This window comes from Bacillus sp. sid0103, from assembly GCF_019219025.1.
Genome location: NZ_JAHUWN010000030.1, coordinates 63,240 through 76,152, shown reverse-complemented (window position 1 = coordinate 76,152; position 12,913 = coordinate 63,240). Strand labels below are relative to the sequence as shown.

12 protein-coding genes and 1 riboswitch are annotated in these 12,913 nt (G+C 34.4%); of the genes, 6 read left to right on the top strand and 6 right to left on the bottom strand.

The features are described 5' to 3' along the window. Positions 1 to 193: 193 nt before the first annotated feature. Together KW850_RS26210 and KW850_RS26205 are read left to right on the top strand one after the other, a co-directional pair. Positions 194 to 1,582 carry an aminotransferase-like domain-containing protein gene (locus KW850_RS26210; RefSeq protein ID WP_218350692.1) on the top strand — a complete coding sequence of 463 codons (1,389 nt, stop codon included), beginning with the start codon at positions 194 to 196 and terminating at the stop codon, positions 1,580 to 1,582. 455 nt (positions 1,583 to 2,037) lie between these two features. Beyond that, positions 2,038 to 2,535 (top strand): YhcN/YlaJ family sporulation lipoprotein, encoded by a 498-nt coding sequence (locus tag KW850_RS26205; RefSeq protein ID WP_256358464.1) that lies wholly within the window; start codon positions 2,038 to 2,040, stop codon positions 2,533 to 2,535. A gap of 382 nt (positions 2,536 to 2,917) precedes the next feature. On the opposite strand, the gene KW850_RS26200 is transcribed toward KW850_RS26205, so the two are convergent. After that, entirely contained in the window at positions 2,918 to 3,817 is a 900-nt protein-coding gene (locus tag KW850_RS26200; protein ID WP_218350691.1) for a DMT family transporter, read from the bottom strand. A 386-nt stretch (positions 3,818 to 4,203) separates the two neighbouring features. Here KW850_RS26200 and KW850_RS33565 point away from each other — a divergent pair, with 386 nt between their 5' ends. Next, complete coding sequence (locus KW850_RS33565) at positions 4,204 to 4,686, top strand: DUF3574 domain-containing protein (RefSeq protein ID WP_256358463.1); 483 nt, start codon at positions 4,204 to 4,206, stop codon at positions 4,684 to 4,686. A gap of 319 nt (positions 4,687 to 5,005) precedes the next feature. On the opposite strand, the gene KW850_RS26190 is transcribed toward KW850_RS33565, so the two are convergent. Further along, positions 5,006 to 5,449, bottom strand: coding sequence for a carboxymuconolactone decarboxylase family protein (locus tag KW850_RS26190; protein WP_218350690.1), 444 nt, complete (start codon positions 5,447 to 5,449; stop codon positions 5,006 to 5,008). A 554-nt stretch (positions 5,450 to 6,003) separates the two neighbouring features. On the opposite strand from KW850_RS26190, the gene KW850_RS26185 reads away from it, so the two are divergent. Beyond that, positions 6,004 to 6,879 (top strand): DMT family transporter, encoded by an 876-nt coding sequence (locus tag KW850_RS26185; RefSeq protein ID WP_218350689.1) that lies wholly within the window; start codon positions 6,004 to 6,006, stop codon positions 6,877 to 6,879. Between the two features lie 287 nt (positions 6,880 to 7,166). Here KW850_RS26185 and KW850_RS26180 read toward each other — a convergent pair whose 3' ends face one another. Both KW850_RS26180 and KW850_RS26175 read right to left on the bottom strand, forming a co-directional pair. After that, positions 7,167 to 8,285 (bottom strand): mechanosensitive ion channel family protein, encoded by a 1,119-nt coding sequence (locus KW850_RS26180; RefSeq protein ID WP_256358462.1) that lies wholly within the window; start codon positions 8,283 to 8,285, stop codon positions 7,167 to 7,169. A 549-nt stretch (positions 8,286 to 8,834) separates the two neighbouring features. Next, positions 8,835 to 9,830 (bottom strand): aldo/keto reductase, encoded by a 996-nt coding sequence (locus KW850_RS26175; protein WP_218350688.1) that lies wholly within the window; start codon positions 9,828 to 9,830, stop codon positions 8,835 to 8,837. Between the two features lie 314 nt (positions 9,831 to 10,144). After that, positions 10,145 to 10,241: riboswitch (guanidine-I (ykkC/yxkD leader) on the top strand. A gap of 79 nt (positions 10,242 to 10,320) precedes the next feature. Between KW850_RS26175 and KW850_RS26170 the strand changes: the two genes are divergently transcribed. Beyond that, the gene (locus tag KW850_RS26170) at positions 10,321 to 10,662 is read left to right on the top strand and encodes a DMT family transporter (protein WP_218350687.1); all 342 of its coding nucleotides are present in this window, start codon (positions 10,321 to 10,323) and stop codon (positions 10,660 to 10,662) included. After that, positions 10,662 to 10,976: a DMT family transporter gene (locus KW850_RS26165; protein WP_218350686.1), complete on the top strand. Its 315-nt coding sequence runs from the start codon at positions 10,662 to 10,664 to the stop codon at positions 10,974 to 10,976. Before KW850_RS26170 ends, KW850_RS26165 begins: the two co-directional genes overlap by 1 nt. A gap of 169 nt (positions 10,977 to 11,145) precedes the next feature. Here KW850_RS26165 and KW850_RS26160 read toward each other — a convergent pair whose 3' ends face one another. Both KW850_RS26160 and KW850_RS26155 read right to left on the bottom strand, forming a co-directional pair. Beyond that, entirely contained in the window at positions 11,146 to 11,775 is a 630-nt protein-coding gene (locus KW850_RS26160) for a class I SAM-dependent methyltransferase (RefSeq protein ID WP_218350685.1), read from the bottom strand. A gap of 608 nt (positions 11,776 to 12,383) precedes the next feature. Beyond that, entirely contained in the window at positions 12,384 to 12,851 is a 468-nt protein-coding gene (locus KW850_RS26155) for a hypothetical protein (protein WP_218350684.1), read from the bottom strand. Between the last annotated feature and the right edge of the window lie 62 nt (positions 12,852 to 12,913).

Here is a 12,913-nt window from a genome sequence, read left to right as displayed (position 1 = left end):
ATTGTATGGATTACAATTATCTTTATATAAAATAAAATACCCCCGTTTTATTACAAATGGGAGTATTAGTAGACATTTTTATTCTTAAATAGAACGAACACTTCTACGTTCACCTTTTTAATTCATACAATTTATTAAGAATTCCATACAAAAAATGATATGATTGTATGGAATAAGATAGTAGAGGTGTAATATGCCAGTTAATTCATTTGAAAATTATCCAATGTCTTGGAAACCAGATAAGAAAGCATTGAACCGTCCTTTTTATCGATCTCTTGCATCATTGCTTGAACAGGATATTATCAATGGTTGTTTAGTACCTGGGACAAAGTTACCTCCCCAAAGGGAATTGGCGGATTTTCTGGACTTAAACTTCACTACCATTACCCGTGCCTACAAAATATGCGAGGTAAAGGGATTGATTAATGCAGTCACCGGAAGCGGAACCTTTGTTACTCCGAATGCTACTCGTTCTATAACCATTTCCAGGGATAAAAACACAAACCTCATTGAACTTGGATTCGTAGCATCTTTTGAGCAAACGAATGCTATTGTAAAAGAAGTAATTCAAAAGGTTGTGGACAAAAGTTACTTGGAGCAGCTTCTAAATTATAATGATCCGACTGGTATTCCACATCAAAAGACGGCAGCTCTAAACTGGATGGAATCGTTCGGTATTCATACTGACCAAGAGCATATAGCGATTGTTTCTGGGGCCCAAAATGCGTTGGCTATTACCTTGGCTGCTTTGTTTGAGCCAGGTAATAGAATTGCTACGGATTTATATACATATTCAAATTTCATCGAGTTGGCAAAAATGTTCCATATTCAGTTAGTCCCCATTCTTAGCGACCAGTTTGGGATGTCGCCTGACGAACTTGAAAAGCAATGTAGCCAAATAAATATTCACGGCATTTTCCTAATGCCCTCTTGTTGTAATCCGACTGCCGTAATGATTCCAGAGTTTCGAAAGCAAGAATTAGCTGAGGTCATCCGTAAGCATCGTTTAATTTTGATAGAGGATGATATTCATGCTTTTCTGACGGCAGGTGTGATCTCCGATTACGAGCAGCCAATGTCCAATTTACTTCCGGAACAGAGCGTATATATATGTGGCACCTCTAAGTCAATATGTTCTGGATTAAGAGTTGCCTATATGGTATATGGGGATGCATTACGCGAGAAAATTTTGAAGGCTATTTTTAATATCAATGTAAAAACCTCTTCTTTTGATGCAGAGGTTATCACAGAGCTTATCCTATCAGGCAAGGCTCATGAAATTGTTTCTGAAAAGAAACAGCTTGCACAGGTTGCAAATGATATTTATACGCAGCATTTTCCATTAAGAAAGAATATTGGACATCCTCTTAGTTTTTATCGTTGGCTCCCCATTGAAGGACATAACGATGCGTTACAGTTAGAAACGGATTTGAACAGGCACGGTATTCGAGTTTTTCATTCTGATCGTTTTTTAAGCGGGCAGACTACTCGTGATAAGTATTTGCGTATAGCACTAGCTTCTACAAAATCGCTAGAGGAGTTAGAAATCGGATTAAAAATATTAAAACAGTATCTTGACTAAATAAACCCCAAAAATAAAAAGCTTGAGGATTCAAGCTTTTTGTTTTGGAAAAGTGTCATTAATTGATCGTTCTTTAACTAACTCCGCCCGTTACTTTAGTACATTACTTCACAATTTCTTCATCCCCTCCTCGGTTCATTAAATGTAAATTCCTCCCTAAAACCAAGTATTAAGTATAAAAAGAATAAGGTATTCAATAATAAATAATAAAATCTACCTTTGTAAGAGTAGGAGGTGAAAAGCCGATTCAGAAGAAGTAGTTTACAATGGAAAGTATTACATTGTAGTCAATAAATATAATTTAAGGTTATGGGAAATGATAAAAAAAGATAAAAATTCAAAGGGCTCATATCCACCAATCCAAAGAAAAAAACATAATTGAACAACTACAGACCCTTGTTTTAAACAAATGGAAACCTATTGTTGTCTAATATAACTAACGGAGGGAATAGATTATGAAAAAGAGTTTAATCTTAATGGCAATCCTTATTTTTAGTCTTGACTTAACTGGATGTGCCAGAAATAATGTAAATAAAAATGATGTTGTATATCGTGATCAAAATGTGACAAAGAACAACATCACCAACGACAGGATCAATAATACTTATGATAATCGTTCTAAGATGAACGTTGCCGATGATGCAGCTAAAAAAGTAGCAGACTTGCCAGAGGTGGACACTGCGAATGTAATTGTGACAGAAAATAATGCGTATGTAGCTGTAAAGCTTTCACCTACATCCCGGAGTAAGGGTACTTATAATATTGAGCATAAGATTTCACAAAGAGTTAAATCTACTGATCGTGACATTAATAACGTTTATGTATCAGAAAACCCTGATTTTTATGATCGAATGAACACATATGCGTCTGATATTCGTAACGGTAGACCAGTCTCAGGTTTTTTTAATGAATTTACTGAAACCATTCGTAGAGTATTCCCCAAATCTAAATAATATGAAAAAATGCTTGGCATATGCTAAGCATTTTTTTATAGACGCACTTTCTGATTATTTTTGACTATTTAATCCTTTAATTTTCTTCATTAAGTAATAGGGTTGATTCTGCCTTTTCAATTGAAAATCTTCTTTTCAAGTTCTCCATCATCCCTCTACCTGCTATTTACATATAACATATTTTATGGTAAAAGGTGGATTCCTTCTTCAACGATCCTGCTTCGATAGACGAATAAGAAAGGGATTGCCGCAGCAACCCCCTTTCTTAATTTCAAGGCACCCGATAATGCAATAACACATTGTGTTAAAGCTAAATCATTTCTTTGGAAATTCTTTCAAAAAGTTCCACTGGCATTGTGAATTTAATCGTTTCTCCCTCATACTAAGCGGCTTGGTTTTTCTTGACTAGAAACTGCTTAAATTCTACTTCCATAAGAATAATCGAAAGCATAATGATCATTCCACCAACTATTAACTTTACGGTAAATGGTTCAAATCCAAAAGCTATAGAAAAAATGCTTCCAAAAACGGATTCAAGCATCATTATGAGTCCAGCTGATGTGGCAGATGTATGTTTTTGAGCTACAACCTGTACCGTTTGACCCACAAACGAACATATTATTCCCATGTATAACAATGGAAAAATGGCAACAGACCAACTAACGGCCGATAGCTGCCCTTTCTCTACTAAGAGGAAAAAAACGAATCCCCCTATTGCTTGTACAGTAGCAAGCATAAATGCTACAACACTAAAATCGGTTGTGCTTGTACTATACCCGAGGTAAACAATAGAACCTGCGTAAAAAAATGCACAGATAAGCGTGTATACGTCTCCAATATTCATGTTTATCTCTTTGTTCGATATTCCTGTGATAATAACCATTCCGATTAAACAAACAGCTATGGAAACCAAACCTTTTACTTGAAACTTTTTCCCATAAATGATCCAAGCTATAAAGGGCACAATTACCACATACGCTGAGGAAATAAAAGCATTATTCGATGGAGTGGTATACATTACACCAATTGTTTGTGTAATAAATCCTCCAAAATTAAGCATTCCGGCAATTAGCCCTACTCTAAAGTCCTTGAAGGTCATTTTAAATATTTTTTTATAAAAAAACAGTAGTACGCAAACAACAAAGAGAAAACCTCGAACAAAATTTATAAGACCAGCTGACACGTTTGCGTCTAATGCTATTTTGGTTACTACAAACCCTGAACCCCAAAATACTGAAGTTATCAAAAGCAGTATATTTGCCATTGATTTTGTCATTTTCATATATGATTTCTCCTCTTTTTGATATAAATAATACAAAAAAATCCAACTCTTTCCTTAAAAGAGTTGGATTTTGGATTTTATCTACTCTTATACAGTTTTTCGACACCCAACTAATTTGAATTATAGAAGGATTTCACTTATTTATACGTTTTTTGACTTTTTTAATTATACTACATTTTCTTAATAAATTAAAACAGAAATCTTAGCATTCTTTGTTTGTAACTTTGACTATCTTAGGTAAAAAAGAGATAATCATTTTTATTTAGGAAATTAGAATTAATTATAAAAGATGACAAACAAAGTCACGAAATGACAAAAAAACCCCTATAAAGATTCTTAAAACTAGAGGTATAATTTGGTAATAAGAATAAAAAGGGGTGGACGAGTTGAAAATAGTAAAAAACAAAAAGGTTTTAACGTTAATTGCTTTTTTATTTATGATGTCGTTTGTTTATTTATCACCTTTGGGGAACCCTTTGGTTCCAAAACCAAAAGTAATTGAAGCCCAAAATACCTCTAATGCTTTACAAGGGGAATTCCATTTAGATAATGTAGTGAAAATTTACATACCGTCTACAAATGGAAGTGAGCCAATTTCCAAAGATGAGCACGATAAATGGGTAGATAATGCTATGACTACATTTTCAAAGATGTTTGGTGGAGCTACGGCTGAAGATGGAAAAGGTGCTTGGGTGGATGAGGAGGACAATCTCATTAAAGAGGATGTTACTATCGTTTATAGCTTTGCACAAAAATTAAACAATTCTACTATCGATGATGTTGTGAATTATGCAAAAAAAATAAAAGAAACTCTACATCAATCTTCTGTATCTATCGAAGTAAATGGAAAAATGTATTTCGTAGAATAATCAAAAAGTAACTCTTCTAATAGGAGAGTTACTTTTTTTGAGAAGTGGATTATACACTTCTTTAATTGGGCAAACAATGCGACATAAAATCAGCAAAAATAAACGGTCACCTTTTACTAGTATGCCTCGTTAATTCAATAAGAAAAGGAGATGTCGCAACAACTCCCTTTGTTAACTCTTGCAACCCGGTTGTTTAAGAGGAAAAAAGAAGGACCAATTTTTTATGATTATACAATTAGACTGGAGATGTTTGCTTCTTCAAGTAACCTGCTTCGTTAGCTCAATAAGAAGATACCCATAAGATGTTCGTTGAGAATAATTATTTTTCAGTTGCTGTATTCCCCATTGCAATAGAAATTCTATTCCAACTGTTGATTTGATTGATTATTAGAACAAGGTCAACATATTGTCTCTCGTCATAATGTTCAAGTACTCGTTGATAAAGCTCATCTGGCACACCTTTTGTCGGGATTAAAGTCACATACTCTGTCAACTCAAGTGCTACTTTTTCTGCATCTGTGTAAAATGTGCACTCTCTCCAAACACTAATACAATATAAACGTTGTTCCGTTTCTCCCATTTTCCCAGCATCAGCTGTATGCATGTTAATACAATATGCACAACCATTTATTTGAGAAGCCCGAATTTTTATAAGTTCACGAAGTTTACGGTCTATACCTGTAGTTTTCGTATACTTCTCCATTTCCATCATTATTTTAAGTGCTTCTGGTGCTACATTGTAATAATCAATTCGTTGTTCCAATTTAATTACCTCCTTAACAAAGTTTATTCAATAAATAATGGAATTAATAATCACCTGGAGTCATCGCAAAAAACAATAATTTCATGCCTTTTCCATTCCTTTAGGATAATATTAATTTAGCTGCTAATCTTGAAACAGTTTCTTCAGCTTCTTTATATGCTTTTTGAATTAATTAAGTTTAAAAATATATGTCAACACAAAACCGAATATTCCTTCCTCAACGACCGTTAGCTCAAAAACAAAAAGCCGCCCTTTTGGCAGCTCTGATCTACAACTCTTGCCACCTATACTTTCAGTACACTTTTTCACAATCTACTCTTAGTCTAGTAATTCTTGGAAGCCTGATAACACAGGCTATATATTCTTTGTTATAATAAAATACATATAATGTAGTTAAAAAAAGAAATGGACTAGGGGTGAACATAATGTATTGGACTCCATTATTTGAAAACGATGTACCAGTAGTACCCTCCTGCTCTTAATGGAGTGTAGTTGACTATATCTCTCCGTTAAGGGCAATCTCGACTCTAAACAAAAGACGGAGGGGACAAAAAATGAAAAACACCTTATTAGGTTCTTTATATTTAATTTTAGCATCCAGTATTTGGGGCGGTATGTACGTAGTTGTTAAAGTTGTAGTATCGGTCATACCTCCACTGGAACTTGTGTGGTTGCGATATTTAGTGGCTATTTGTGCACTTCTCATTATCGGCTTCATAACAAGACAAAATTGGCGTATCGAAAAACGTTATTTTTTACTAATCATAGCCATTGGGATCATCGGTAATGCCATATCAATAGTTGCTCAGGAAACTGGTACTATGCTATCCACAGCACAAACGGGAGCCATTATAACTTCTTCAACACCAGCATTTATGGTTATTTTTGCTCGCTTAATCCTCAATGAACGGTTTACGTTAAAAAAGGGGATCTCCGTTTGTTTAGCAACAATAGGAGTACTCCTTATTGTTGGAATTGGTGATGTGAATTTGTCCAGTACACTTGGAGGTATTGCACTTTTTATTGCTGCTTTAACCTGGGCACTTATGTCTGTACTTGTTAAGCGTTTGCCAAGTGATTATTCACAAATTGTGGTAACCACCTATTCTATCTTGGTAGCCCTAATCGTGTTGACTCCTTTTGTTTTGCCACGGTTACAAGAAATGAATATCTCTCAACTGACTCACTCAACCATTTGGGGAGGACTCTTGTATTTGGGTATTGTTTCAACCGCATGTGGATTTCTACTTTGGAATCGTGGATTACAAATGCTTAACGCCTCAAGTGGGGGAATATTTTTCTTCTTTCAGCCCGTAGTTGGAACATTACTTGGATGGCTTATTTTAGGAGAGAACATTGGTGGAACGTTTTGGATAGGATCTATCCTAATTTTTATAGGTGTTTTATTCGTGATCATCGAGAAAAAATAATAATGGAAAACCCCTTCAATTGTAGCTGAAGGGGTTTCATAATAGGTGTTGTAAAATGTTATTCCTTCAGATTGTTAAACTAACATGAACCGTTAATACAAATAGATCGACAAAAACGTTAATCCGTCTTGGTTCGCCGCACCCGATAAAAAAACCTCTAACCCAACATACAGAAACATGTCATTGGACCTTAGAGGTTTAATTTATGATTTGCACAAAAACCAAAAATTTAATTTTTACCTAACTAAATTCTAATTTGTTTATACTTTGGAACAACTAAACTTAGTTTAATCAAAAGAACCCACTGCTTGAAATAATTCTTCACTTGATTGTGGAGTTACGTAAATTGTTCTGCTTGGAAAAGCGACTTCTACTCCCTCATCCTCTAATATACCCATGATTTCTATGTTGATTTCATGTTTGATTTTAACGTGTTCTGCCCAAATAGTAGAATTGGTGAAGAAATAGATAAGAATATCGAGACTACTCTCATTATAATGATCGAATGCGACCATGATCGTATCAGGATGGATTTCTTCATGAGTTATCAATAATTGTTCAATCTGTTTAACGACTCTTTGAATTTGTTCTTTGGTGGTTCGATAGTTTAGGCCTAAGTGGAAAGTGATTCGTCTTTTCCCCATACGGCTCCAATTGGTAATCGCTTCGTTTGCAAGTGTTGCATTAGGAACGGTAACTAAAGCTTGACTAAACGTACGAATTTTAGTACTTCTGAAATTAATATCTTCTACAATCCCCTCTACACTAGGTGTTAAGATCCAATCTCCAATGGAAAAAGGTTTTTCTGTTACAATGACGATTCCGCCAATTAGATTTCCTACCGCTTCTTTTGCAGCTAAAGCAAAGGCTAGACCCCCTAATCCTAGACCAGCGACCAATCCGTTTACATCGTAATCAAATTCCTGACCAATAATACTAATACTGATGGCAATAATGATGACGCGGATCGTTCTTGAAATAAACGGTAATAGAATTAAATCAATCTTATTGTTTATCTTTTGATTAACACTTATTAATATCCCCTCAGTTGGAGATGACAAATTAAACAATCCCCATGTAATTAATACAATTACCATGGAACGTAAAAATTTTAAAAATAACGCATTATGTTGTTCGATAAAAGGGAAATAATCCATCGCTAAATACAAACCTACAATGATAAAGAACCATCCTAAAGGACGTTCAAACCCTAAACAAATTTTTGTGAAAAAATCTGTTGGTGCTTTTCCCGACAATTTTAAAATCAACTGAAACACATACTTGGTAAATATGTTTCTAAAAAGAATAAATAAAACCAAAATTCCTATGGAAATTCCTAAATTTTTTAACATTTCATAGTCTAACCCCGCCATTGAAAAAGCCATGACAAATGAACCAAAAGACATTCTAAAATACCCTCTCTCTATTTACTATGCTGTTTTTGCTATGATAATTGATAGAATTGATGTTATATGAAAAATACACAATCACCTGTTTTTCAAACCATTAATATAATAACTTTATAAACAAGATATTTGAATACAACAAAAGTCTTAGATTATCGAAATTAATCTGGTATAATGCATCCAAATTAATGAAAGACAGTAAAACGAACGTGCTGCACCAGCTATGTATTCTTTCATTCTCAAAAAAAGTGACTCCTCCATTCAATCTCATAGAATTCATCACATACCCCAATCAAAATCCATTGCCTCTCTTTGAACCCCCTCTTTCACTGCATCGTTAGTTAAACAGCAAAAAAGGGATGCCGAAGCATTCCCAGTTTTAGCTAAACTCTTATAATTTGTTAACCCAACCTATATCATTAATTCTTTTTGCTTTTGGAGTTTTAATAAATTCTCAAATCTTTTCTTTCGTTCATCTTTTTTCATTTTACATTTCCATTTTTATTACACCATCTTCATTTTAACAACCTTTGTTTCAATAAAAATTTGTTAAAAGAACCATTTTTTCCGTGGTACCGGGTAATATTCGCCCGCGACAAGTTCTGAAGGTACGGCTTCTTCAATTCGTAAAAGGTCGTCTGAACTTAAGTTCAGGTCAACTGAGCCGAGTGAAACATGAAGTTGTGACTGCTTTCTTGCACCTATCAATGGGATAACATCCTCACCTTTGGATAAAACCCATGCGATGGCAATCTGCGCAATGGTTGCTTGTTTTTCTTCAGCAATTTCACGTAATGCCTCAACAAGTGCTAAATTCTTTTCAATATTTTCGTTGGCAAACCGCGGACCATTACTGCGTTTATCATCCAAACCTAGAACCCGTTCTTTTGACCATGTACCGCTCAATAAACCTCTGGAGAGAACACCATAAGCCGAAAGCGAAATACCTAATTTCCGTAGAGTTGGCAAGATATTTGATTCGATGCTCCGATTAAATAGTGAGTATTCCATTTGCAGCCAACTAATAGGATGTACAGTGTGTGCGCGACGAATTATATCCACTCCAACTTCAGAAAGACCAATGTAACGCACATATCCCTTCTCTACCATATCAGCAATTGCACCTACCGTTTCTTCAATTGGTACGTTTGGATCGATGCAGGCTGTGCCCGGTTGATAAAGATCGATGTATTCAACACCTAGGCGCAGTAGGGTATCCTCAAGGAAATTCTTTACTGTATGAGGGTGGTTATTACTCTCCTGATTACTCTTACCATGAGAGTGTAGCTTGCCATCGAATTTTACTGAAATGAACGCATTTTCCCGTTGGATTCCTTGGAATGCTTCACGTAGAAGTAATTCATTGTGTCCATCGCCATAGAAATCCCCTGTATCAAAGAGTGTAATGCCTCCCTCAAGTGCCGCGTGGATTGTTGCAATGCTTTCGCTTCGATCAGAATTACCATATAGCCAGGACATTCCCATACAACCTAGACCAATCTCAGAAACCAGAGGACCGTTTTGACCTAGTGCTCGCTTTTTCATTGATATTTACCCCCTATTATCGTAATTCAAAAATAGTTGTGAATTTCCCCTTCCACAGTCTCAGTGAACCGATCTGTACCCAGACCGTTCTGAAACTTCGCCCCTTTGCATTTATCTTAATTTATTCTTTCTATACTAAAATCAATATTCCTTTTTACAAAGATACTTTTATTCAGCTAACCTGCTCAGCAAGTACGACAAGAAAAGGGCTCGCCGTGCATTCCTTCACAATCTTATCAAACACCAAAGACTTTGCTAAAATTTAACTCTTGATATTATATGAGATGTATGTAGAATATAAGTAACTGTATAATTTAAATGTTTTCTAGGGTTCCGTAACTTATTGTTGGTCTGGTCCGAGAGAAAACTCACAGCTTTGCTGTGTCACGGAGGGATAAAAGCCTGGGAGATAACTGTTAAACAGTTACTCCCAGGCTTTTTTGTTTTTTGGCTGTTTTTTGGCAAAAATAAAATTGGAGGTGTCGTTTAGATGAACACAAATTGGATTAAAGTATTTGTTGCTGCTTTTTTTGAAGTATTTTGGGTTATTGGATTGAAACACGCGGATGACTTTTGGACTTGGACTGGAACAGTTATATCCATCATCATCAGCTTCTATGTAATGATTATGGCGGGAAGAAAACTCCCCGTAGGAACGGTTTATGCAGTTTTTGTGGGATTGGGCACGGCAGGCACTGTTATTTCTGAAATACTTTTCTTCGGAGAACCATTCAAAATGAGTAAAATACTATTAATTTTACTGTTGCTAGCAGGTGTAATTGGTTTGAAATTAGTTACAAAGGATAACGTTCTGGAAGGGGCTGATTCCTAATGGCGTGGATTTCTTTAGTTTTAGCAGGGTTATTTGAAATGTTTGGTGTTGTTATGATAAATAAACTTCATAAGGACCGTAATTGGAAATCACTTGTTCTATTAGTTCTTGGATTTGGTGCAAGCTTTATGTTTCTATCATATGCAATGGAAACACTGCCTATGGGTACAGCTTATGCAATTTGGACAGGAATTGGTGCTTCTGGTGGAGTAATTTTAGGTATGGTATTATATGGAGAATCTAAAGATTGGAGAAGACTTATTTTTATAGGAATGGTTTTGGGTGCTGCAATAGGTCTTAAACTCTTTTCATAAAGGAATTTTTCAATTTTAGATGAAGAAGATAATCTGTTTATATTAAGCTAATTATCTTCTTTATTTCTATTCTTGTTCCACTAAACTCCCCTTTAGTAAAACAAGCAAAAAAGCTGCCGAAGCAGCTGCCGTTCTTAAACTCATTTTTTGATTTTTTATGTAATTGTAATTATAGTTCTTTTTGACATTTTACCATTATAAATTTAAACGGAGGTTTATTTTCCATATTCTTATGTGGCTCAACAATTTCCGAAAATTCTATCAGTCCATATTTTCCAAATTCTTGTTTTATCGAGGCAGAATCATAAAAAAACATTTTTACCCCTTCCATTATCTCGAAATAATCTTTACCCAGTTGTTTGCCCTTTCCAAACATTGGGGCTTCTTTTGAAATAGTAGCAAAAATCATATATCCGTTTGGCTTTAACTGATTATAACAATCTTTAATAAACTTATATCTCTCAAGATTATTCAATAAGTGAATAAGTGCATAACAAAATATACCGTCATAAAGCTTGTTATCAAAAGGCATATCAGTTACTGAACCATGAAGAATACTAATATCAAGCCCATTTTGCCTTGCCAATTCAATCGCTGTTTTTGAAATCTCAATACCTGTTACATTTATTCCGTTGTCAATAAAAACCTTTGCGTTTCTACCATATCCAATACCAGGTATTAATATATCCTTAACTTTCTTTTCAAGGAAAAAGTCCTTTGTCAAGATTGCTGAGTCTGAAGGTTCAAATCCCCACATCATTTGATTTTCTATAAAACTTGATTCCCAGAATTCTGTCATACCTCTTTCTCCTTTATATTTTATTTTATGTATACGTTATTAACTTCGTATTTAATTTCAATTGTGTAATAGATAAGAGCAAATCAATATACTATTAACTTAAAACATAGCCTAATACTTATTAATTCAGGAACTATATTATAAAAATTAGTAATAAAAAAATTATTTTCTAAACTTAAATATCACAATATTTTATTCTCATTTTAATTAGCTTTCTATACTCTATATTATCATTTCTTACCAACTTACAATTGAACAAGCACTTTTTGATTTTTATAAGCTAAGAAAATTGCAACTTTTCAAACCCCCTATTATTTCTACCATAGATGATTCACTTATAGTTTCAAGAATTGATCACTTATCCAAGAAAGCATCCAATGTTTTATTATAACTATATAAAAAGTAAGTCGTCTTTTACTGCCAGATGGCAGTTTTTTTTAGAAGGGGATAAGAGGTGCTATGATAATGGAGGCAAATAATGATAAGTTTGTGAAGGAATGTACTTAAGATAAAGGGTTTAAAGGGATTGCCACAGCAGTCCCAAACTTAAACTCTTGCATCCGTTACTTGAACAAAAGTACTATTTTATAAAGGGTTTCGAATGAATTTTACTTAACATTTTCCTTTTCAAAGATTTCTTCCTGCCATAACTGATAAAGATATAGAATGACGGCTAAAATTGTCATTGCTAAAAGATTCTTTAGAGGAGAGAAACTACCAGTTTCTCTTATCTCCAGCTTGTTTAACATTTTAGTAAGACCCATCCCGTACAAGAGGTCAATAATTAAATTCACAATTATGTAAATCCAAAATTTACGAAATGAAAAATAAAATATCCATATAGTACCCACCAAAAAAACACCATAAACAGTAAATAATGGTGCTAATTTGTCCCATGTAAAAAGAGTCTCTTTAAATTCCCACCAGTTATATGACCAAGCCATTTGAGCCAATATTGTGTTTAGCACTGTGGCAAATAGAGCAACAGGCATATATCTTCGAATTGACGAACCATTTAAAAAGAACAATGAAATCCATGGAATAATAAATAAAGACCAAATAACTACCTTAACCATTTTTTTATGTCCCTTCTAATTGAGCTTTAATGTAGTATGCCATTTCTGGTTAGGTAATATGA

Coding starts and splice junctions, on each gene's coding strand:
- KW850_RS26210 (WP_218350692.1), top strand. CDS start 194: ATGCCAGTTAATTCATTTGAAAATTATCCAATGTCTTGGAAACCAGAT.
- KW850_RS26205 (WP_256358464.1), top strand. CDS start 2,038: ATGAAAAAGAGTTTAATCTTAATGGCAATCCTTATTTTTAGTCTTGAC.
- KW850_RS26200 (WP_218350691.1), bottom strand. CDS start 3,817: ATGAAAATGACAAAATCAATGGCAAATATACTGCTTTTGATAACTTCA.
- KW850_RS26185 (WP_218350689.1), top strand. CDS start 6,004: ATGAAAAACACCTTATTAGGTTCTTTATATTTAATTTTAGCATCCAGT.
- KW850_RS26180 (WP_256358462.1), bottom strand. CDS start 8,285: ATGTCTTTTGGTTCATTTGTCATGGCTTTTTCAATGGCGGGGTTAGAC.
- KW850_RS26175 (WP_218350688.1), bottom strand. CDS start 9,830: ATGAAAAAGCGAGCACTAGGTCAAAACGGTCCTCTGGTTTCTGAGATT.
- KW850_RS26170 (WP_218350687.1), top strand. CDS start 10,321: ATGAACACAAATTGGATTAAAGTATTTGTTGCTGCTTTTTTTGAAGTA.
- KW850_RS26165 (WP_218350686.1), top strand. CDS start 10,662: ATGGCGTGGATTTCTTTAGTTTTAGCAGGGTTATTTGAAATGTTTGGT.
- KW850_RS26160 (WP_218350685.1), bottom strand. CDS start 11,775: ATGACAGAATTCTGGGAATCAAGTTTTATAGAAAATCAAATGATGTGG.
- KW850_RS26155 (WP_218350684.1), bottom strand. CDS start 12,851: ATGGTTAAGGTAGTTATTTGGTCTTTATTTATTATTCCATGGATTTCA.